Origin of the sequence: Bradyrhizobium genosp. P (assembly GCF_049949265.1) — a bacterium.
Classification (GTDB): Bacteria; Pseudomonadota; Alphaproteobacteria; order Rhizobiales; family Xanthobacteraceae; genus Bradyrhizobium.
In genome coordinates this window covers 2,643,090-2,663,233 of sequence record NZ_CP188195.1, presented here as the reverse complement: position 1 = coordinate 2,663,233, position 20,144 = coordinate 2,643,090, and the positions used below count along the sequence as shown (strand labels likewise).

The 20,144-nt window shown below is 61.8% G+C and carries 19 protein-coding genes and 1 pseudogene; 4 read left to right on the top strand and 16 right to left on the bottom strand.

Annotation, left to right across the window (positions count from 1 at the left end; all coding sequences use genetic code 11):
* Positions 1 to 39: 39 nt before the first annotated feature.
* The 7 genes from trbL to trbB all read right to left on the bottom strand — a co-directional run bounded on the left by trbL (position 40) and on the right by trbB (position 6,319).
* Positions 40 to 1,269 (bottom strand): P-type conjugative transfer protein TrbL, encoded by a 1,230-nt coding sequence (gene trbL, locus ACP2YO_RS12895; RefSeq protein ID WP_426441199.1) that lies wholly within the window; start codon positions 1,267 to 1,269, stop codon positions 40 to 42.
* Positions 1,266 to 1,637: a putative entry exclusion protein TrbK-alt gene (trbK-alt, locus tag ACP2YO_RS12890; RefSeq protein WP_426441198.1), complete on the bottom strand. Its 372-nt coding sequence runs from the start codon at positions 1,635 to 1,637 to the stop codon at positions 1,266 to 1,268. Before trbK-alt ends, trbL begins: the two co-directional genes overlap by 4 nt.
* Positions 1,637 to 2,368: a P-type conjugative transfer protein TrbJ gene (gene trbJ / locus ACP2YO_RS12885; protein WP_426441197.1), complete on the bottom strand. Its 732-nt coding sequence runs from the start codon at positions 2,366 to 2,368 to the stop codon at positions 1,637 to 1,639. Before trbJ ends, trbK-alt begins: the two co-directional genes overlap by 1 nt.
* Positions 2,365 to 4,806: a conjugal transfer protein TrbE gene (trbE, locus tag ACP2YO_RS12880; protein ID WP_426441196.1), complete on the bottom strand. Its 2,442-nt coding sequence runs from the start codon at positions 4,804 to 4,806 to the stop codon at positions 2,365 to 2,367. The genes trbJ and trbE overlap by 4 nt, the downstream gene beginning before the upstream one ends.
* A gap of 10 nt (positions 4,807 to 4,816) precedes the next feature.
* Positions 4,817 to 5,080, bottom strand: a complete 264-nt coding sequence (locus ACP2YO_RS12875; protein WP_426441195.1) for a VirB3 family type IV secretion system protein — start codon at positions 5,078 to 5,080, stop codon at positions 4,817 to 4,819.
* Positions 5,080 to 5,343, bottom strand: a complete 264-nt coding sequence (locus ACP2YO_RS12870) for a TrbC/VirB2 family protein (protein ID WP_426443164.1) — start codon at positions 5,341 to 5,343, stop codon at positions 5,080 to 5,082. The genes ACP2YO_RS12875 and ACP2YO_RS12870 overlap by 1 nt, the downstream gene beginning before the upstream one ends.
* A 61-nt stretch (positions 5,344 to 5,404) precedes the next feature.
* Positions 5,405 to 6,319 (bottom strand): P-type conjugative transfer ATPase TrbB, encoded by a 915-nt coding sequence (trbB, locus tag ACP2YO_RS12865; RefSeq protein WP_426441194.1) that lies wholly within the window; start codon positions 6,317 to 6,319, stop codon positions 5,405 to 5,407.
* A 410-nt stretch (positions 6,320 to 6,729) separates the two neighbouring features.
* Here trbB and ACP2YO_RS12860 point away from each other — a divergent pair, with 410 nt between their 5' ends.
* A complete protein-coding gene (locus ACP2YO_RS12860; RefSeq protein ID WP_426441193.1) occupies positions 6,730 to 7,026 on the top strand; it encodes an HU family DNA-binding protein in 297 nt (98 codons plus the stop codon).
* A gap of 167 nt (positions 7,027 to 7,193) precedes the next feature.
* Here ACP2YO_RS12860 and ACP2YO_RS12855 read toward each other — a convergent pair whose 3' ends face one another.
* The 5 genes from ACP2YO_RS12855 to ACP2YO_RS12835 form a co-directional block, all read right to left on the bottom strand.
* A complete protein-coding gene (locus ACP2YO_RS12855) occupies positions 7,194 to 8,504 on the bottom strand; it encodes an MFS transporter (RefSeq protein WP_426443163.1) in 1,311 nt (436 codons plus the stop codon).
* A 106-nt stretch (positions 8,505 to 8,610) separates the two neighbouring features.
* Positions 8,611 to 9,237, bottom strand: a complete 627-nt coding sequence (locus tag ACP2YO_RS12850; protein WP_426441192.1) for a ribbon-helix-helix protein, CopG family — start codon at positions 9,235 to 9,237, stop codon at positions 8,611 to 8,613.
* A gap of 67 nt (positions 9,238 to 9,304) precedes the next feature.
* On the bottom strand, positions 9,305 to 9,730 hold the full coding sequence (locus tag ACP2YO_RS12845; protein ID WP_426441191.1) for a CopG family transcriptional regulator: 426 nt from the start codon (positions 9,728 to 9,730) through the stop codon (positions 9,305 to 9,307).
* A 6-nt stretch (positions 9,731 to 9,736) separates the two neighbouring features.
* Positions 9,737 to 11,719 (bottom strand): conjugal transfer protein TraG, encoded by a 1,983-nt coding sequence (locus ACP2YO_RS12840; RefSeq protein WP_426441190.1) that lies wholly within the window; start codon positions 11,717 to 11,719, stop codon positions 9,737 to 9,739.
* A gap of 36 nt (positions 11,720 to 11,755) precedes the next feature.
* Positions 11,756 to 13,519 carry a relaxase/mobilization nuclease domain-containing protein gene (locus ACP2YO_RS12835; protein WP_426441189.1) on the bottom strand — a complete coding sequence of 588 codons (1,764 nt, stop codon included), beginning with the start codon at positions 13,517 to 13,519 and terminating at the stop codon, positions 11,756 to 11,758.
* Between the two features lie 260 nt (positions 13,520 to 13,779).
* On the opposite strand from ACP2YO_RS12835, the gene tnpA reads away from it, so the two are divergent.
* The 3 genes from tnpA (at position 13,780) to tnpC (ending at position 16,610) form a co-directional block, all read left to right on the top strand.
* On the top strand, positions 13,780 to 14,655 hold the full coding sequence (gene tnpA / locus ACP2YO_RS12830) for an IS66 family insertion sequence element accessory protein TnpA (protein ID WP_426441188.1): 876 nt from the start codon (positions 13,780 to 13,782) through the stop codon (positions 14,653 to 14,655).
* Positions 14,652 to 15,005: an IS66 family insertion sequence element accessory protein TnpB gene (gene tnpB, locus ACP2YO_RS12825; protein WP_426441187.1), complete on the top strand. Its 354-nt coding sequence runs from the start codon at positions 14,652 to 14,654 to the stop codon at positions 15,003 to 15,005. Before tnpA ends, tnpB begins: the two co-directional genes overlap by 4 nt.
* Before the next feature lie 69 nt (positions 15,006 to 15,074).
* Positions 15,075 to 16,610 (top strand): IS66 family transposase, encoded by a 1,536-nt coding sequence (gene tnpC / locus ACP2YO_RS12820; RefSeq protein WP_426441186.1) that lies wholly within the window; start codon positions 15,075 to 15,077, stop codon positions 16,608 to 16,610.
* 410 nt (positions 16,611 to 17,020) lie between these two features.
* Here the strand turns inward: tnpC and ACP2YO_RS12815 are convergent, their stop codons facing one another.
* The 4 genes and pseudogenes from ACP2YO_RS12815 to ACP2YO_RS12800 all read right to left on the bottom strand — a co-directional run bounded on the left by ACP2YO_RS12815 (position 17,021) and on the right by ACP2YO_RS12800 (position 20,018).
* Positions 17,021 to 17,953: an IS110 family transposase gene (locus ACP2YO_RS12815; protein ID WP_426443162.1), complete on the bottom strand. Its 933-nt coding sequence runs from the start codon at positions 17,951 to 17,953 to the stop codon at positions 17,021 to 17,023.
* Between the two features lie 537 nt (positions 17,954 to 18,490).
* A pseudogene (locus ACP2YO_RS12810) lies at positions 18,491 to 18,811 on the bottom strand (lytic transglycosylase domain-containing protein); the annotation flags it as partial.
* Positions 18,812 to 19,044: 233 nt separating this feature from the next.
* Entirely contained in the window at positions 19,045 to 19,557 is a 513-nt protein-coding gene (locus ACP2YO_RS12805) for a S26 family signal peptidase (RefSeq protein ID WP_426441185.1), read from the bottom strand.
* Entirely contained in the window at positions 19,533 to 20,018 is a 486-nt protein-coding gene (locus ACP2YO_RS12800) for a DUF2840 domain-containing protein (protein WP_426441184.1), read from the bottom strand. Before ACP2YO_RS12800 ends, ACP2YO_RS12805 begins: the two co-directional genes overlap by 25 nt.
* Between the last annotated feature and the right edge of the window lie 126 nt (positions 20,019 to 20,144).

The window sequence follows — 20,144 nt, the reverse complement described above, 5'->3', positions numbered from 1 at the left end:
TAGCCGGCATCAGGTGGTGAGTGCGAAGGCTCGGCCGTGTCAGCGCTCTCCTTCGGACAAGTCCACGGACGAGCCGCTGCCACCTTGATCGCCGGAGCGCACCGCCTGGCCAGCCGCCGACGCGCCATGCCGAATGCTCTCGGCTCGCTTCATGCGCCGCACCCAATCAGGCCGCCCTTCAACCGAAGTGCTGGCGGCCTGCTCGCCCGCTTGCCCGCTTCCGTCGAGTGCAGCCGCTGCGCGACGCAACGGGCTCATGGCCGCCGATCCCCCAGCCTCCGCGACGCCAGCAAGGCCGCCACTTCGATAAGCCGCGGATGCTCCGCTCAAGACCGCCCCGCCACCGCGCGTTGCACCTGCAATCGCACCGCCAGCAAGACCAGCACCGCCCGCGGCAAGGCCAGCGCCGGCCGCAACCACACCGCCGGCGGCAAGTCCCGTCCCGATCGCGGCGCCGGCACCGAGTTGCGGTCCGCCGGATACCAGGCCGTTTGCGATTCCCGGGCCGAAGATGCCGAGGCCCAACAACGAGAGCGCGGCGAGCACCAGCGTCATCGCGTCTTCGATCGTCGGCTGGCCGCCACCGAAGCCCGAGGTGAACTGTGAGAACAGCGTTGAACCGATGCCGACGATGACGGCCAGGACCAGAACCTTGATCCCCGAAGATATGACATTCCCCAACACCCGCTCGGCAGCGAAAGCGGTCTTGCCAAACAGGCCAAAGGGAATGAGCACGAAGCCGGCCAGTGTCGTGAGCTTGAATTCAATCAGGGTGACAAAGAGCTGGATCGCCAGAATGAAGAAGGCGAGTAGCACCACGACCCAGGCGAACAGGAGGACGACGATCTGGACGAAATTCTCGAAGAAACTGATGTAGCCCATCAGATTCGAGATCGAGTCGAGCAGCGGCCTGCCGGCGTCAAGCCCGACTTGAGCGATCTTTCCCGGTCGAAGGAAGTCTGTTGCGGACAGGCTCGCGCCGGATGCTTTGAGCCCAAGACCAGCAAAGCTTTCGAAGACGATGCGTGCCAGACTGTTCCAGTTGCTTATGAGGTAAGCGAAGACGCCGACGAACAGCGTTTTCTTGACGAGGCGCGCAATAATGTCCTCGTCCGGCCCCCAACTCCAGAACAGTGCCGCGAGCGTGATATCAATCGCTGCCAGCGTCGTTGCGAGATAGCCGACATCGCCACCCAACAGCCCGAAGCCGTTATCGATGTAGCGGGTAAACGTCTCCAGGAACTGATCGATGATCCCGGTACCGGTCATGGCGTGCTCTCTTCAGGTAATGCCAGGGATGGATATCCTTGCAGCATCCGGCTCCGATCCTTTGGCGCGGGTGTTGGGCCGGCGACGGGATCCGGGCGGCGAGACGCGCCGGCAACGTCCTTCCTGCCAAAGAAGTGATGCCGGTTTTCAGCCCAAACCTGCTGGCAGTGCCGATAACTTGCCGTTTCTTGCGGAGTGACGGTGCGGCAGCGGGCGAGGTCAGTAGGATCGACGTTCGTGGTCTGATCTGTCGTTCGCGACGAAGAAGGATCCTCTCCACCACGAAGCTGAATCGTGCAGGCTGCGACAACGAACACACCGGCCGACACTGCCAGCGACAGCGCCTTGAATGCTTTTATATCGCTCATTAGTGGAACATCTGCACGTTAGAGGATTGATAGCCTTGTCCCGGTGTCAGAAACCGCCGGAGCTGCTCGCGGCCCTGATCTTGCGCGACCGAGCGCTGTGCCGCTTCAAGTCCCTGCGCCCTGCCCTGCGCCGCCACGGCAGCCGTGAGATCGCCGAGTTGCTGTGCTTGAAGCGCGAGGATCTGATTGCCGGCTTGGGTTGCCTGCAGGGCGCCACTGGCCCCCTGGCTTGACGTTACAAGCGCCGACGTCTGGACGCGGTTGGTGTCGAGGTTACTGACGACGCCGGCCTGGACTCGGAGCGCGTCCTGTAGCGCAGCGACAGAATTCTGCCACCGCGATTGAGCGTTGCTGATCAACACCTGGCTGGACTGGCCGCCCGTGACCGGCGCATAGCTGGTTGAGAACGCGCGATCGATCTGCTGGACGTCGTAAGCGATGCGCTGTGCCTGAGCCAACAATTGCTGGGTCCGCTGGATCGACGCTTGCAGTTGCTGCAACGACGAATAAGGCAGGTTTGCCAGATTCTTCGCCTGGTTGATCAGCATCTGCGCCTGGTTCTGCAACGAGGTGATCTGGTTGTTGATCTGTTGCAGTTCCCGCGCGGCGGTGAGGACGTTTTGGACATAATTGTTTGGATCGAAGACGATCCACTGCGCCCGCGCGGGCGACGTGGTGCCAAGCGACAGGGCGATCGTGCCTGCGGCTAGTAAAGAGCTAAGACGGCTCATAGCGATCTCTCCAGATTGTCGAGATTGGGGATCAGGTCTGTCGCCCAGGCGACGCCACGGTGCTGGAGCCAGGCGGGTACGAAACCGTCCTGGCCGTGTTCGGCAAGGAGCTGCTCGATGGCGGCTTGGTCGGTCTTGGAAGAGGCTGCGGTGAAGGCGAGCGCAACCTCACCTAGGCCGAGTTCGAACATCCGATTGCCGCGGCGAGACTGGCAGTAATAGTCGCGCTTCGGCGTTGCCCGGCTCAGAAGCTCGATCTGGCGGTCGTTGAGGCCAAAACGGTGGTAGATCGCCGATATCTGCGGCTCGATTGCTCGCTCGTTCGGCAGCAACAGGCGCGTTGGGCAGCTTTCGATGATCGCCGGCGCGATCGCGGAGCCGTCGATATCCGAAAGCGATTGAGTTGCGAAGATAACCGACGCGTTCTTCTTCCGAAGCGTCTTCAGCCATTCTCGAAGCTGGCCAGCAAAATCCTCATCGTCGAGGGCAAGCCAGCCTTCATCGACAATAAGAAGTGTGGGCCGGCCGTCGAGGCGGTCTCCAATCCGATGAAACAGATAGGCCAGCACGGCTGGGGCCGCACCGGTTCCGATCAGGCCTTCGGTCTCAAACGCCTGGACCGAGGCTTCACCAAGGCGCTCGAATTCGGCATCAAGCAGGCGCCCGGACGGACCGCCCAGGCAATAAGGTTGCAAAGCACGCTTCAGGGAGTTGGATTGCAGGAGAACTGACAGACCTGTCAGGGTGCGTTCCTGCATCGGCGCGGAAGCGAGGGACGTCAGTGCCGACCACAGATGATCCTTGACCTCCGGGGTGATCTCAATCTTTTCCCGTGCCAGGATCGCGCCGAGCCACTCCGTGGCCCATCCTCGCTCCATGGAATCGTCGATCCAGGCCAGCGGCTGCAATGCGACGGGTTTATCGCCTCCGTCAGACAATGCCCCACCGAGATCATGCCAGTCGCCTCCCATGGCGAGTGCGGCCGCCCGAATCGAACCGCCGAAATCGAACGCAAAGACCTGGGAATTCAGATAACGCCTGAATTGCAGCGCCATCAGTGCCAGCAGCACCGACTTGCCAGCACCGGTCGGTCCCACCACGAGAGTATGGCCGACGTCACCGACGTGGAGCGAGAACCGGAAGGGGGTTGATCCCTCGGTCTTGCCGAACAGCAGAGGCGGACCCTTGAAGTGCAGATCTCGCGCCTCGCCCGCCCACACGGCCGACATCGGAATCATATGAGCAAGGTTGAGGGTCGAGACCGGCGGTTGCCGTACATTGGCATAAACGTGCCCGGGCAGGCTGCCGAGCCAGGCCTCGACGGCGTTCACCGTCTCGGTCATGCAGGTGAAATCGCGGCCCTGGATCACTTTCTCGACCAGACGCAGCTTCTCGTCCGCTACATTGGGATCGCCGTCCCAGACCGTGATAGTTGCCGTGACAAAGGCTTGTCCGATCTGATCGGAACCCAGTTCCTGCAGCGCCGCGTCGGCGTCGATCGCCTTGTTGTGGGCGTCGGTATCGAGCAGCGTCGACGCCTCGTTGGTCATGACCTCCTTGAGAATGGCGCCGATGGACTTTCTCTTGGCGAACCACTGGCGGCGAATCTTGGTCAGCAGCTTGGTGGCATCGGTCTTGTCGAGCATGATTGCGCGGGTCGACCAACGATACGCGAATGCCAAGCGATTCAGGTCGTCCAGAATCCCCGGCGTCGTCGTGCCGGGGAAGCCGACAACCGTCAAAACCCGTACGTTGGCTGCACCCAGCATCGGCTCGAGCCCGCCGGTCAGCGGCTGGTCGGCCAACAGCGCATCGATGTACATGGGAATTTCGGGTACCCGAACGCGGTGGCGCTTGGTCGAAATCGTCGAATGCAGGTAGGTCAGCGTGTCCTGATCATCGAGCCAGCCGCATTCGGGCATGAACCCTTCAACCAGTTGCAGCACGCGGCTCGTTTGATCGACAAACCCGCGGAGCACCTCGCGTGCATCTGCACCAACGGTACGATCGCGGCCCTCATAGAGCAGCCGCTCCGCCTTGGCAGCGCCCTCCTCCGGCGGCAGGTAGAGCAACGTCAGGAAATAGCTTGATTCGTAGTGCGCGCCGGTCTCTTCAAATTGCGCTTTGCGCTCGGCATCGACCAGCGCTGACGCGACATCCGGAAAGGTGTTCGGCGGGTAAGACCCCGCAGAATGACGCTGCGCCTCGACGAATACGGCCCAGCCGGATCCAAGGCGACGCAGCGCGTTGTTCAAGCGACCGGCGACGGCAACAAGTTCAGCCGGCACGGCGCTGTCGAGGTCGGGTCCCCGAAATTTCGCCGTGCGTTGGAACGAGCCGTCCTTGTTCAGGATAACTCCCTTGTCAACGAGGGCTGCCCAAGGCAGGAAGTCGGCGAGACGCGTGTTGGAATGGCGGTATTCGGCGAGATTCATCATGACCGCGAACTCAGATGTTGAGGTGACCGGGAATGCGCAGATGTCGGCGCACCACATCGACGAAGGCGGGATCCCGCTTGGCGGCCCAAACGGCGGCCATGTGGCCGATGAACCAGAGCACGAGACCGGCGATCCACAGCCGAAGTCCCAGTCCCAGGGCCGCAGCAAGCGTACCGTTAATGATTGCGACTGACCGCGGTGCGCCTCCCATCAGGATCGGCTCGGTGAGCGCGCGATGAACGGGCACGACAAAACCTGCGACCGGCTCTTCCATCAGATCACCACGCCGCCACCGAAGGAGAAGAACGACAGGAAGAAGCTCGAAGCGGCAAACGCGATCGATAGACCAAACACGATCTGGATCAGCCTGCGGAAACCGCCGGACGAATCGCCGAACGCGAGTGTCAGCCCGGTCACGACGATGATGATGACGGCAATGATCTTGGCGACCGGACCTTCGACCGATTGCAGGATCTGATTGAGTGGCTGCTCCCACGGCATGTTCGAGCCAGCCGCCCATGCCGGTGCGGTCGTCATAAGAACCGTACCGGCCGCAGCCAGCAACGCGGCTCGACGAAAGCGAAATTGCAGACGCATGTCAGTCTCCTGCTTGTGAAAGGCTGTAGTCGCCGGTTGCTCCAAGACCGATAACGACGGCGAGTTCGGCGACGCGACGATCGGCGCCACGCCCTGCAAGCACGGCGACGAGGTTGATGGTCTCGGCGATCAGGGCGCGCGGAACCGTGATGACCGCTTCCTGGATGAGTTGCTCGAGCCGCCGCAGGGCGCCAAGCGCGGTACCCGCATGGATGGTTCCGATGCCGCCGGGATGGCCGGTGCCCCAGGCTTTGAGCAAGTCGAGCGCTTCGGCACCGCGGACCTCGCCGATCGGGATGCGGTCCGGACGCAGTCGAAGCGAGGAACGGACAAGGTCGGATAGCGTGGCTACGCCGTCCTTGGTACGCAGCGCGACGAGATTGGGCGCCTTACATTGAAGTTCGCGTGTATCCTCGATCAGTACAACCCGATCGGAGGTCTTTGCAACTTCGGCCAAGAGGGCGTTTGTCAACGTTGTCTTGCCGCTCGACGTGCCACCGGCGACGAGGATGTTTTTGCGGACCGCAACCGCACTCTTCAGGATCTTGGCCTGCTCCGAGGTCATGATCCCCTTGACGACATAGTCGTCGAGCGTGAACACGGCGACCGCCGGCTTGCGGATCGCAAACGCTGGGGCCGCAACGACCGGCGGCAGGAGACCTTCGAAACGTTCACCGGTGACAGGCAATTCCGCAGACACGCGTGGCGATCCGGCATGTACCTCCGCACCGACGTGGTGCGCCACCAGGCGAACAATACGCTCACCGTCGGCGGCTGACAGAGTTTCGCCGGTGTCGATCAAGCCACTCGACAGCCGGTCGATCCACAGCCGCCCATCTGGATTGAGCATGACCTCGACGATTGACTCATCTTCGAGGTAAGCTGCGATCGCCATACCAAGTGCGCTACGCAGCATTCGCGCGCCACGTGATGTCGACTCCGACTGAATGGACTGGATTGCCACCGCCGCCCCTACCGAATGAGGACGTCCAAGAGCGCCCTCAGATGGGGATGATTAGAAGAGCCACCAATCGATCTAGCGCAACAAGCGCTTTCAGTGATCGTAGATCGGAGTAGAAAAAGAAAGGCTTGGAATTGGTGCCCCGACTTCTTACCGGGCACTAGCCTAATCGACTGGATGACCCGAAGCTGACATGCCGGTCCAGCCAGAAGCTCGTTCGGCTATTATTCCAGCCGCTCCTTGCATTTTGAAACTCGATGGGTTTTAAGCTCGGTAACTTCGATCACGGGTATGAACGAGAACGCATCGCGGCCGCGCCCGCATCCAGCGGGGCCCGTGTGCCCTTCTCTACAGACGGATTAATCATGGCAAAAATGACCAAGAACCAGCTGATTGACGCAATTGCGGAGGCGACGCAGGTTTCTAAAGGAGATGTAAAGTCCGTCATCGAGCAGATGGCGACTGTCGGATATATGGAGCTGAATGAATCTGGCGAGTTTGTCATCCCGGGATTCGTGAAAATGTCAGTCGTGAACAAGCCTGCTACCGAAGCTCGCAGCGGCGTAAATCCTTTTACGAAAGAGCCTATGGAGTTCGCGGCCAAGCCCGCCAGCAAGTCAGTCAGAGCGTCACCGCTGAAGGCTGCCAAGGACGCTGTTTGATCAAGTGTCGCTCCCGCGCTGCTCGCCAGTTCCCATGAGATAGTCGACTAGGAGCGATGTCCTTTCACCACATTCCACTGCTACGCAGCAATTTCTTCGGCTTTCGGAGCGAAGCGGACGGGAATCAAATTTGTGAGCACGCGCCTGAATAGCTGACGGGACACTACTCACCACTCCGTATCGTCATCCGCGGGCATCGGTCGGATCGCTTGCTCGTACAAGTGGACCGGTTCGGGTGCATCGGAAACGTTCACTGCCATAGAAGGGGTAGACGAGCCAATCCACCGGGTGAAGTAGCGGAGCCAAGGTAGAGCGAACCGCACCAATGCTGCGATCTGCAGTACTACGTTGAGACCAAACGCGACTTGATAGGCCAGGATCGGCTTATGGCCATCCCCGGTGGCCCAATGCTCTAGAATCAGGCCCGTCATGTACTGGGCCAGAAATGCGAAACCGAAGTGCAGAACATTCAAGGCCCCATTGGCACGACCGGCAAGCTCGGGTGGAAAGTAGTCGGCTATCACCGCGAAGCTGACAACAGTCGCCGTTCCCACAATTGCGACAAGGGACCACGGCAAAATGGACGGTAAAGGCACGCGCAGGACTAAGGCCAATTCGGCTGCGATGAACATCACCGCGACAATCGCCAATATTGTCTCTGCCTCGTTTCCTCTTCGTCTGATGTAGTGGACCGTCGTACCGAACAACCAGGCACCGCCGCTCAGTACGACCGACATGATGAACAGCTGTCTGACGACACTCGCGCGATCGAGGCCCTCTACGTCCGTCAGCCACGGCGATGCCCACAATCCCTGCAGAGACCAGGCCGATCCGACGCACGTCGCCGACAACGGGGCCATTCGCCAGAAACGCCTGTCGCGAAAAACAGAGCTGAGGGTGGCGGGAGTTGATGCTGTTGATGGGACAATGGCCCGTTCCGGAACCACGACATAGATGAGCATGGCCGTCGCACCGGTCGCGGCCGCCAGGATTTCAAAGAGCTGTCGCCAACCCATCCAGCCGAGGAGATGCTCGGCGGGCGCCGTGGCGGTCACCGCTCCGAACGACCCCAGCATGACCATGTAGCCGTTAAGCAAGGCCACTCGTTCTCTGGGAAACCAGAGAACGATGGACTTCAGTCCAGCAGTCAGCGCCGCCGCTACGCCGAGCCCGATCATGGCTCGCGCTATCAAAAGTGAGACTAGCCCCGTGGACACCGCGAACAGTCCGGCGCCCGCTGCGGCGACCAAGAGCAAAGCGCTCTGGACGCGACGCGGACTAAAGCGGTCCAGTAAGATGCCGACCGGGATCTGAGCCGCCGCGAAGACCAGGAAATAGAGTGACGTAAGCAACCCGAGGTCGGCGGTACCAAGTCCGATATCCGTACTGAGATGATCAGAAATCAGAGCGTTGATCGTTCGAAACAGATACGAAAGATAAGATCCGGCAGCAAACGGAAGAAACACGCACGTAATCAGACGCCAGGTTTCTGCCCGCTGCTGCTTCGATGCGTGCCTATTTTTGGCTGGCGCGGAAGGCGCCGGCGCCCTGTGAACTTCGGAGCTTGTTACATCCTTGGATCGATCAGCAGAACGGGCTTTGTAACCCGGCGCGAAAGTTACCGTTGCCGTCGCCCTCCTGGGCGACAGCGGCTGGCTCGGACTCTGTCTTTAGGGCGACGTTTGCGTGCTCGTCTGGTGCTACGGCAGCGGAAGTGACGCGAATCTCAACGTCATGTTCAAGATCCTCGCATTCAGTCGCGCCAAGTCGGCTAGTCGTCTCTCGTATGAGCGATTGATCCTGCTCAACGCGTCTGCATACCTGTTCGGCGAGCACTTTAAACCGCTCGAAGCCGAGCCGACATGCGGCTCGCTGCTCTAATTGAGGCAAGGGTGGCGTAACCGTGAGATGGTATCGGACATGCAGCGCCGCAACCTCATTCACGATTCTGAGGTTACGTTCAATCCGATTGAGTTGATCCTTGATCGAATGCAGGCGCCCCATTAGTGGACTTTCGTCGGCGGGGGTGCCTTTCTCGCAGAGAAAGCGATCAAGTGCTTGCTTAACGATTTCGGTCTGGTTCACCCCTTTAAGACGGGCAAGCGTTTCCAGCCGCTCGGCCAGTTCATCTGAAATCTGCATGCTGCCCTTTCTCCGCTCGCTCAGCTCCTTCGAGGCGATACCGCAGCCCGCTTTTGTCGGCTTGGCCAAATTGCTACGGTCGTAGGCTGGCGTAGAAATAGAACGAGGAGCGCGGTAGCTTATCTGTCTAACCCAATCAGGTTTCGCTGCCCGGCTCCTGACGTCCGATATCATCTGGAATCTCGCGCAGAAAGCTCTGCCCCTTTTGCAAACGGCGCCCGATGGCTTCGACAAATCCTTCAAATCGCTCCCGACCCTTTACCTGGGCAACTGCTTGCGCATCGTTTGGCAACGGCGGCGTGATCGTCAGCCAGAAGCGGATGAAAAGGGCCAAGGTCTCCGCCGTCAGCCCCACGTCACGCTCCAGCCTTTGCATCTGACGCGATAACCGGTCCAAGCGACGGGTAAACGCTGCCTCTCGCCTGTCCGCTCCGTCCGGCGACAGAAACGAAGCGACAGCCGCTTCCACGATCGCGGATCGGGAGAGCTTCTTGCGATCGGCGAGTTCCGATATCTGCTTCAGAAGCTCCGGCGGGAAATACACGTTCATCCGGTCGCGCATGATGCTTCAAAGCTCCATGCCGTCATTCGGGTCGAGCGCGACCTGGCGGGCGACACCACGCATCTGTTGGCGTAGGAGGCTGGATTGGCGAACCCCGTCCTCGTCGTCGTCAAGGACAACGGCAAATTCCTCTGCCGGTGTCGGATCGGTCGTCTCCTTCACGATCGCAACGTGATCGGGAAGCTCGGGCTCTCGACGAAGACCACTGTTCGCCGTGTCTTCGTCCCCTCGCGCGGCTTTGTCGGTCGTCGCTGGCTTCGGTGTTCCGAGCATTGACCATCGGTCCGTTCGCGATGAACGGCTGGAAGCCGCGGGATCGGGCGGCGGCAAGACTCGCTCAGTGAATCGCCGATCCTCGTAGTAGCGCACCTTCTTCGCCCGGATCGGCGGCGCGCCCGCCACCATGACGATCTCGTCTGGCGGTGGAAGCTGCATGACCTCACCAGGGGTCAACAACGGCCTCGCCGTCTCCTGGCGCGAGACCATGAGGTGCCCCAGCCAGGGGTTCAATCTATGCCCCGCATAGTTCTTCATCGCCCTCATCTCGGTCGCCGTTCCGAGCGCGTCGGACACCCGCTTGGCGGTCCGCTCGTCATTGGTCGCAAAGCTCACCCTGACGTGGCAGTTGTCGAGAATGGCATTGTTAGGCCCATAGGCCTTCTCGATCTGATTGAGCGATTGCGCGATCAGAAAACTCTTGATGCCGTAGCCCGCCATGAAAGCGAGCGCGGACTCAAAAAAATCAAGCCGCCCCAGTGCCGGGAACTCGTCGAGCATCATCAGAACTCGATGCCGGCGATCGCGGGCGTGCAAATCCTCGGTCAGGCGACGTCCGATCTGATTCAGCACCAGGCGGATCAGGGGTTTGGTCCGCGAGATGTCGGAGGGCGGCACCACGAGATACAGCGTCGTCGGACGGAGATCGGCGATCAGGTCGGCGATCCGCCAGTCGCAACGGCGGGTCACTAGGGCCACCACGGGATCGCGGTAGAGTCCGAGGAACGACATCGCCGTGGACAGGACGCCGGAGCGTTCATTCTCGGACTTGTTGAGGAGTTCGCGCGCCGTCGAGGCGACCACGGGATGGGCGCCCTGCTCGCCAAGGTGCGGGGTGCTCATCATCGCCTTCAACGTCGCCTCGATCGGCCGTTTGGGGTCGGAGAGGAACGCGGCAACACCGGCCAGGGTCTTGTCCGCCTCGGCATAAAGGACGTGGAGGATGGCCCCGACCAGGAGCGAATGACTGGTCTTCTCCCAGTGGTTTCGTTTATCGAGCGAGCCTTCGGGGTCGACCAGAACGTCGGCAACGTTCTGGACATCGCGCACCTCCCACTCCCCGCGCCGGACCTCAAGGAGCGGATTGTACGCTGAGGATTTTGCGTTGGTCGGGTCGAACAACAGGGCACGGCCATGCCGCGAGCGGAAGCCGGCGGTCAGCTGCCAGTTCTCGCCTTTGATGTCGTGAACGATGGCCGAGCCCGGCCAAGCCAGTAACGAGGGGACGACGAGCCCAACACCTTTGCCGGATCTGGTGGGTGCGAAACACAACACGTGCTCTGGTCCATCGTGACGAAGGTAATCATGGTCGAACTTGCCCAGCACCACGCCATCCGGACCGAGAAGTCCGGCGGCTCGAACCTCCCGAGCATCGGCCCAGCGCGCCGAGCCATAGGTCTCGACGTTCTTGGCCTCGCGCGCTCGCCAGACCGACATGCCGATTGCAACCGCGATCGAAACGAAGGTACCCGATGCCACGATGAAGGCTCCCTCGACAAAGACCTGGGGTGCATAGGCGTCGTAGACGAACCACCACCAGAAGAAGACCGGCGGGTAATAGATTTTGAAGCCCGATAGTTCGAACCAGGGCCGCCCAAGCTCCGGTTGGTAAGCAAGCCGCCAGGCCGTCCATTCGGTTGCTCCCCAGATCGCCAGCAGCACGATCAAACCGACAACGATCACCTGTCCCCAGAGGATTTTGGTTCCGGACATCCCGAACGCCTTTCCGCTACTGCAATGATGAGATGGCTAGAGGCCCAGGTCGCGCTTGCGACCAAAGCCCCATTCAATGCCGCCGCTGTCTTTCACAACGCCGGCAACGTGTTGGCCGAGCCTCTTTTCGAGCTCCCGCGACCAAGGCACGAGCTGGAAGCCCAGCCCGTTGTCGAGCAGGGCGAAACGGCCCGAGGCGAGCGTCAACCGCTGGCGATACGTGCCCGCCACATGCTCTCCGGAGGTGACCTTCACGCGAGGCAGGCCGGTGTCGGTCGAGAGTTTTGCCGCCACCTCGTCCAGTTCGCGTCGGCGCAAGGTATTCAGGAGATCACCCTGCAGGATGATGCGCTGACCCTGCCGCCGCGCCAGACCTTGGTGAACCAGATGCTCGGCACGGGCTTCCATGGCGTCGCGGGTCTCGCGGCCGAACCCACCCATGGCAAGCGGCATCGGATCGCGTTCGACGAGCCGATGGTCAAGCCAGGTGGCGCCTTTCGCGGTGACCTGATCAGCAAGATCGAGATCGGAACGAATCGCGAGCACTAAGGTGGGGCGCGGGTCGGCGGCTTGACCGAAGCGTCGGACCTCAGCGATGCCGCCGACCGGCGGAACATGTTCGAAGACCTCGACCCCTCGAAGGCGCACGTGATGCGCGCGTCCGTCTGTTCCATCGATCAGGGCGTAGGCCTCGCCCGTCAGTTCGTCATGCAATCCACGGTCGACCAGCCGTCCGATGATCTGGGACGTCGGCTGTCCACCTTCGATGACATAGTCGGCAATGCCGCGCGCCTCCCCACGCTCGGTGAAGGCGCGGTGCATGGTCTTGATGATGTCGCCGCGCATCCCGAGATCGCGTAAACTACGCTCGGCCTCGAGCCCGACCATCCATTCCCCGGGCGCGGCAGATGCGGCAAGGCCCATCTTCTCCAGGTGCTGAAGGCGGCCAACCATCAGGCGCCGGATTTCGGGGTCGGAGATGCCGGGATCCTCGGGGCGGAGATCAATGTAACCGGTCTCATCGGCTGCCAGCCGAATCTCCTGATCGAGCCGCGTCCACCGCTCTGCCGTGACTTCTCTCTCTAGCGAATTGCGGATTTCATGCTCCGGTTTTGGACCCAGTTCGATGGCAACCAGTTCCTCGGCGCGTGAGCGAAGACCTCGGCTAATGTAGTCGCGGGAGATCACGAGGTCGGCGCCCTCGTCGTCGACGCCGCGGACCAGAAGATGGACGTGCGGGTTGTCTGTATTCCAATGATCGACGGCCACCCAATCGAGCGGCGTTCCAAGATCGCTCTCCATCTGCTTGGCGAGGTCACGGGTGAAAGCCTTGAGGTCAGTCATGTTACCGGCGTCCTCGGGCGAGACGATGAACCGAAAATGATGACGGTCGCCCTCGCAGCGTTCCGCAAAGGCCGCGCCATCGGCGCGGTCGCTGCTGGCGTCGAACATCTCGGCCCGCTCACGACTCCGCGTCACGCCATCTCGCTTCAGGTAGGAAAGATGAGCAGTCAGCGGCGCCGAGCGGAACGAACGTCCCTTGTGACGCACGACGCGCGCCTTCACCACAGCGCGCCGCGTCGGGCTGAACAATCGGGTGCGGCCAAAGGACAATCGGCCGCGGCCAAACGTTGAGCGTCCGTAGGCCGCAGAACGCCTGCCAGGCGCAGCCTGACCCGAGGTGTGTCCAGCTTTCTTCGCGGCACGTAACACCTGGTTGATGAAGCTCTTCGGCTTGGGCACGCGGGTGCTGCGGATGCGCCCGGGCCGAACGCGCAGATCGCTGTCGCCCACCGTCATGGCTGGACCTCGAACAGCGCCAGACCAGCTACAGTGCCGAAACTGTTCTTGATTGCATTGTTCAAAATGCGCGGCGCGGCACGCGCCCCGACCGAGCGGCACGCCAGGACCCAAGCCATGTCAATGGCTTGCGGTTCGACGGGCGAGCCCCTTTTATCTCGCCGTCTTAATCGGGCGTAGTAAGCGTCCGGTCCTTGCACACTTCCGAGGAGTACGTTGTCGTTCCATATCGGGTTCTCTGCTGCATTGGAGATTCTCCGGTGGGTCCGAAACACTTCGAGAACAAAGCCAGGCGTGAGTGGTGGTCGATTCACGTTGAGGCGTGGCGCAGAAGCGGTCTCGGGATCCGTAAATATTGCCGCCAACATCGTCTCGGCGAGAACACGTTCCGGCGTTGGTTGAACGTGCTCGCCGATGCAAAAGCCTTGCAAGCACAGGCAGAATTGCTGCGCGAGGAGCGACGACAACGCCACCGCAAGCGACGCATTCAACTGTCGACCGGCATCCGCTCGAAGGCGGTTCAGGCGTACTGGGCGATGCATGTTGAGGCGATGAACTGGAGCGGCATGGGCTTGCAAGCCTACGCGTGTGCCCACGGCATCTCGCGGTACAGCCTGCGGCGATGGCGCGATCTGATTGACGCCAACGAAGTGCAGATAGACTGGCGGACGCACGTTCATCCGAGCGCCCTCCCACAAATAAGCAGCGGTTTAAGCAGCGCTGCTAAGGGCGCAGCGGCGGAGCAACGCTTGACGGCGAGCCCGATCAGTGATCCGCCGAGCGACGGGCGCGCCAACCGGCGTCGCTTCACTGACGAGGAAAAGCTCGCGATCGTGACCGAGTCCGAGCTCCCCGGCACCACTGCCGCGGAGATTTGCCGCCGCCATGGCATCGTCACCAGCATGTTGTTCCGCTGGCGGGTACAACACGGCTTCAGCAAGCGACCTGCGGCAAAGCTGGCCACTGTGACGGTTACCGAGCTGCAATCCGGAACGCTCGTCCTGAGCGACCTGTTGCAGCCCCCTGACGGCATGACTGTCGTGGAATTGGACGATGGGCGTCGTGTCTTCGCACCGATCGGCAGCGATCCGGATGCAGTCCGTTGCCACGTGATCGAGCGGGAGATAGCACGATGATGATCGTGCCGGCCGGCGTGAAGGTACATCTGGCTTTGGGCTATACCGACATGCGGAAGGGCCTGGATGGCCTCGCCGCGCTCGTCCAGGAGCACCTTAAGAAGGATCCATTCTCCGGCCACTTGTTTGCCTTCCGAGGCAAGAAGGCGAGCACGCTGAAAATCCTGTTCTGGGACGGCAATGGGCTTTGCCTGTTCAGCAAAAGGCTCGATCAAGGCGGCTTCATCTGGCCGAGAATGAGCGATCCTGGCGGCACGGTGATGCTGTCCCCGGCGCAGCTTGCCATGCTGATCGAAGGCATCGACTGGCGCACACCCGAGCGTCGATGGCGCCCGTCCATCGCGGGCTGAATTGCAACAAACAGCATAAAATATAGGGAATCTGCTTCGTCGAATCAGCATGCCCGAGTAGAATCGGTCATGCAGCTCGACCTCGAAAATCTGCCGTCGGATACTGCGCTTCTGCATCGCCTGGTGCGCGACATTGCCTCGGTCATCGCGCATCGGAACGGCGAGATCCAACGTCTTCAGGCGATCATCAAACAGCTTCAGCGTGCACAATTTGGGCGTCGTTCCGAGCGTCTCGACGCCGATCAACTCGCCCTTGGACTGGAAGACCTGGACATCGATCTGTCGGCTGTCGAGGCAGATCAAGCCGCGGTGGAGACGTCTGCGCCGATGCAGAAACTGCAGCCAAAGCGCAAGCCGCTGCCGGATCATCTGCCCCGCGAAGAGGTTGTGCTCGACGTCGATAGGGAGGGATGTGCGTGCTGCGGCGGCGCGCTGCATGCGATCGGTGAGAGCGTCAGCGAGATGCTGGACTGGGTGCCAGCACAGTTGCGCGTGGTGCGCGTCTGCCGCCCGAAATATGCCTGCCGCAGCTGCGGAACGATCATCCAGGCTCCGGCGCCTGAGCGGCCGATCGCCGGCGGTTTGGCCACGCCAGCATTGCTCACGCAGGTGCTGGTCAGCAAATACTGCGACCACACACCTCTCTATCGGCAGGCGCAGATTTTTGCACGTCATGGCGTCGAACTGGAGCGCTCGACACTCGCCGGATGGGTTGGCGGCACGTGCTGGTGGTTTGGTGCCCTGCACGACCGGCTGTCCAGGCACATCTTCGCGTCGGACCACCTGTTTGCCGACGATACTCCAATCCCTGTGCTCGATCCGGGCCGAGGCCGCACCAAGACCGGACGGCTGTGGGTGTATGCCCGCGATCAACGCAACTGGGGTGGACCCGAGCCGCCGGCTGCGGTTTATGTGTTCGCGCCCGACCGGAAAGCAGAGCGCCCGGCGGCGCATCTGACGCACTTCAAGGGCGTTCTGCACGTCGACGGTTACGCAGGATTCGAGCGGCTGACAGCCGCCGGAACCATCACTCTGGCTGCATGTTGGGCGCACACCAGGCGCAAGTTCTACGAGGTTGCGCAAGCCGAGGACACGCCCATCGCGCACGAGGCCTTGCGTCGCATCGCTAGCCTCTATGCCGTCGAAGCACAGGTGCGCGGTCAATCGCCGGCGCATCGGCTGGCCGCGCGGCGCGCTCTCGCCAGGCCTATCGTTGACAGCCTTCGCCTTTGGCTCGAGGTGCAACTTCCGCAACTGCCCGGCCGCGGCAACCTCGCCGAAGCGATGCGCTATGCGCTGTCGCGCTGGGATGGATTGACCCGCTTCCTGCACGACGGCCGCATCGAACTCGACACGAACCCCGTCGAGCGGGCGATCCGACCCGTCGCTCTCGGCCGCAAGAACCATCTCTTCGCCGGTAGCGATGGCGGCGGCGAACGATGGGCAATCCTGTGTTCGCTGATCGAAACGTGCAAGCTCAATAACGTCGAGCCTTACGCATACCTGCGCGACGTGCTCACGCGCATGGTCGACGGACATCCGATCAACCGTCTCGACGAACTGCTGCCGTGGGTCTGGAAACCGATGAATCATATCAATACCTGACCAACGTGCGAGAACCGGACGCTAACCGGGCGTATTTTCCCCACCATCTCAGCCATTCTCGCTTCCTTTCTCGCCTGCGACAAGGTCCTCTGATCCACGCCATCGCACGATGCGCCGCGATGCGTGCGAGTGCTGATGCGCCGTGCAGTCTTCCGCGCTCATCGACGGCACAATGTCGTTGCTGCAAGGCAGCGCGGACGCCGTCGCGGCGCAATCTTCCATCGGTGTGACGGAGCCACATCACAGGCAATCCGGCGCGATCGGCAGGCATCCGAAGATGCACTGTCGCAGGCGAGATAACGTGCGTTCCGTCGTCCTCGTGCTGCACCGGTCCTCATCCGCTCGCGCGGAGCTCCTTGTTCAATGTGCGGCGATCATCGCGCCGCTGATCTGCAAATCTGTCGCGCTGTTCATGCGTGCGCCCCCAGCAATCTGTGGTCCTTGGCTGCGGCACACGCGCCGACGTCCACCGCCGAGGCGTCCGGGTCGCCGCAATAAAACGTGCCGCTACTCCATATCGCGTGCATGATCACCGCCAGCTTGCGCGCCACCGCGACCGTGGCCTTGCGGTGCGAGGACCGCTTCGCCAGCACCAGGCCCCAAGTCTTGACCTTGTCCTTTTTCTTGTAGCGGGTCAGCAGCGCGGAGGCCGCCACGTCGCGCGAGCGCTTGAACCGCGACGTGTCGTCGACCGCGGTCATGAAGCTCAATGCCGCAATCGGGCCGACGCCGGGAATCTGCATGAACCGCCAGCATAGCTCGTGGCCGGCAACCAGTTTGACCACCAGATCGTGCAGCCGGCAGTATTGTTTCCACAGCGCGGCGCGCGCAGTCAGCAGGGCGTCGATCAGCTCGCTGACCAGCGCATCGTGAGCCACCGCCTCGCGCGCGACTTGCGCAAAACCGCTGCGCCCGACCCGGTTCAGGCGGATGCCAAAGACCTTCAGCGAATGCCGGATCGCGTTCTCCAGATCGAGACACTTGCGCTTCAGATTGCGCCGGTGCGTCAACAGCAGCCGCAGCCGGTAGCAGGCCTCGCTCTTGATATGGGCCTTGCGGAACCAGCCGGTCCGCATGATGTGGGCAATGCCGAGTGCATCGGTCCGGTCGGTCTTGTTGCGCTGCGCCTTCAGCGCGGCGCGGACGTGGAAGGTTTCCAGGCAGACCGCCGGCAGGCCGAGCTTGAGCAACTCCGGATGCAGCCAGGGCGACCATGACCCGGCCTCGTGGCCGAGCGGCCGCAAGCGGCCGAGATACGGCTTCAGAGCCGCCTTGCCCTGGTCATCCACCACGCAGATTGCCGTCTCGTCCATGCCGACATCCAGGCCACAGAAGAATTCCATCGCTCGCCTCCCGCGTTGCTGAGCGGGTGCACTGTGCTCGTCATTCGTCGTGCCGGGTACTTGCTCTGCTGCCGCAAGTCCCGGTGCGGTCCGATTACGGACGGCGTTTCTGCTGGCGTGCCTCCCCACTGCCCTCGCCTTTCCGCCCATTCTTCTCCAGGGCACGCTGATGCATGCAAGCCTGCGCGGTCGCTCATCGCCGACCTCCCGCGTGAGATCTCGCGACGAACAGCCCGGTGGCGTGCGGTACAATGGCCGAAATGTCGTGAGCGGCGACAGCGGTCGGAATGTGATTCGGCATCCGGCCAGCTGCGTCGAGATAGAGGTCTTTGAGCCTTCGGACAGCGCAACGAAGGGCGTCGCTGGCGACGGCCGTAAGTTGGTGACTACCCCGAAAGCGGAGGTGTTGCTGCCGAGTTTTGGGACAAGGTTTGCCAGATAGGCATGGGTCTCGGTCGGCAGCGCTCGACCAGCGAGATGTTCTTCATAGCGAGCAGGTCCCGCGTTGTAGGCCGCCAGGAAACCCAGCGAACCGTATCGGTCGTGCAGCTCGCGGAGATAGGCCGTACCAGCAAGGATGTTGTCGTGGGGATCGTAGGGATCATTGCCAAGGTCGTATCGCAGACGCAGCTCGGCCCACGTCTCCGGCATGATCTGCATCAGCCCCATGGCGCCTTTCGATGATTCGGCGCGGACGTCTCCCGCACTTTCCAGGTCCAAGACCGCGCGTATCCCGTACACCGGAATGCCGAAGCGACGCGAGGCCTCATCAATGAAGTGCGCAAACGGATCGTTAGTTCGAGAGCTCGCTGTGTGCTCTAAGGATCGTGTCTCCGCAATTGCAGCAGCGTCACTCATCGTCAGTGCAAGGAACAACAACATCACAGCGGCGCGACCGCTCGTCCCGACTGAACGCGAGCATGCCGCCGTACTCGTGCCCGTCCAAAATAATGCCGCTTCGCGCCGGCCATCCGGCCACCCTAGACCGGCGCTGCGCGCGACGGCTGTGCTGTCTTTGGCCGGGACGGAGGAACGGCGCGGCACTCGGCCGAACACAGGAATGGCAGATCGGATTCCCAACACGCGCACGATCAGTCCTCCCAGGTCCACACAGGGAGCGCGCGGCCAATGACGGCCGATGCTGGCAAAAGCCCGAAATATCGTCCGTCCAGCGAGTCGGCGGACTGCCAATTCATGACAAAAAGTTCGCCCTCGCCGACGACGCGGCAGCCGTGCCATTTCGGAAGCGGTCGACCGCGGCCGTCGCGATCTCGGGCCTCACCCATTTCGATCGCGTCGACCGTAACTGTGGGCCCGCTCCTGCAGACGGTCTGCCCCGGAAGCGCCAGCACGCGTTTGAGCATTGGTACTCCGACCGGCAAATAGCCGTTCAGGTCCAGGAAAGTCGCAAGCGGTTCCGGCGGCTGAACGGCGATGAGTTCCGAGACGATCAAGTTATTCACGGGCCGCAAGCGATAGAGGCCGATCGGTACGCTCTCCGATACATTCCAGACGTAGAGCGGCGGTGTCTCGAGCACCATTGGTGCGAGAAGGGCAGCTGCGGCCGCGAACATCGCGGTCAACGTCGTCCACGGTCTTGGCATCGCATGACCCTCTGCCGGTGAAGCCATGCCTGGTGTCGCGCCTTTGTGTAGGGGCGCGGGTTTTCGTTGACGGACAGGCGGTTATGAACGTGATGCCAATAGTCGGGTGCAGCGTCTGCCGGATCGATGCCGAGCGCTTCGACGGCGTCGATCAGTTGAAGCACCCGTTCGACCTTGGGCCAGCCCGACAAGCGTAGGAGAATCTCACCGCCGGGCTTCACATAAGGCACCGTCGAGCACCGGTGTCCCGTTGCGACCGCCCGCAGAATGTCGATCCGTGAGATCGCCGTTCCAAAGTCGTTCGACGTCCAACGGACGAACGCAAAGATGCAGCCTGGTGCAAATGACAGCAGACGCCGGCGCCGATCGAGGATTTTCTCCTCGACGGAACGCCCGAACCGAATGCGGTTCTCAATGCGCTTCTCGAGCCAAAGGAGCTCGACTTCGGTGAGATCGCTCATGAGATGCTCCGAGTTTGAGAGACGTTCCGATTGCTTGGCTTGAGCGCGATTGCGACAGCGCATCGTCGCCGTCGTCGACGGTGGAGCGAGGAACAAGAGGCGGACGGCTGTTGGCGGTTATCCCCA

Excerpts from the sequence above, each read along its gene's own strand:
- trbL (WP_426441199.1), bottom strand. The coding sequence starts at position 1,269 with ATGACCGGTACCGGGATCATCGATCAGTTCCTGGAGACGTTTACCCGC.
- tnpC (WP_426441186.1), top strand. The coding sequence starts at position 15,075 with ATGCAGCTCGACCTCGAAAATCTGCCGTCGGATACTGCGCTTCTGCAT.
- trbJ (WP_426441197.1), bottom strand. The coding sequence starts at position 2,368 with ATGAGCCGTCTTAGCTCTTTACTAGCCGCAGGCACGATCGCCCTGTCG.
- ACP2YO_RS12870 (WP_426443164.1), bottom strand. The coding sequence starts at position 5,343 with ATGACGACCGCACCGGCATGGGCGGCTGGCTCGAACATGCCGTGGGAG.
- ACP2YO_RS12840 (WP_426441190.1), bottom strand. The coding sequence starts at position 11,719 with ATGTCCGGAACCAAAATCCTCTGGGGACAGGTGATCGTTGTCGGTTTG.
- trbE (WP_426441196.1), bottom strand. The coding sequence starts at position 4,806 with ATGATGAATCTCGCCGAATACCGCCATTCCAACACGCGTCTCGCCGAC.
- trbK-alt (WP_426441198.1), bottom strand. The coding sequence starts at position 1,637 with ATGAGCGATATAAAAGCATTCAAGGCGCTGTCGCTGGCAGTGTCGGCC.
- ACP2YO_RS12835 (WP_426441189.1), bottom strand. The coding sequence starts at position 13,519 with ATGACGGTGGGCGACAGCGATCTGCGCGTTCGGCCCGGGCGCATCCGC.
- tnpB (WP_426441187.1), top strand. The coding sequence starts at position 14,652 with ATGATGATCGTGCCGGCCGGCGTGAAGGTACATCTGGCTTTGGGCTAT.
- ACP2YO_RS12815 (WP_426443162.1), bottom strand. The coding sequence starts at position 17,953 with ATGGAATTCTTCTGTGGCCTGGATGTCGGCATGGACGAGACGGCAATC.
- ACP2YO_RS12860 (WP_426441193.1), top strand. The coding sequence starts at position 6,730 with ATGGCAAAAATGACCAAGAACCAGCTGATTGACGCAATTGCGGAGGCG.
- ACP2YO_RS12845 (WP_426441191.1), bottom strand. The coding sequence starts at position 9,730 with ATGCGCGACCGGATGAACGTGTATTTCCCGCCGGAGCTTCTGAAGCAG.
- ACP2YO_RS12805 (WP_426441185.1), bottom strand. The coding sequence starts at position 19,557 with ATGCCAAGACCGTGGACGACGTTGACCGCGATGTTCGCGGCCGCAGCT.
- ACP2YO_RS12875 (WP_426441195.1), bottom strand. The coding sequence starts at position 5,080 with ATGGAAGAGCCGGTCGCAGGTTTTGTCGTGCCCGTTCATCGCGCGCTC.
- trbB (WP_426441194.1), bottom strand. The coding sequence starts at position 6,319 with ATGCTGCGTAGCGCACTTGGTATGGCGATCGCAGCTTACCTCGAAGAT.
- ACP2YO_RS12800 (WP_426441184.1), bottom strand. The coding sequence starts at position 20,018 with ATGAGCGATCTCACCGAAGTCGAGCTCCTTTGGCTCGAGAAGCGCATT.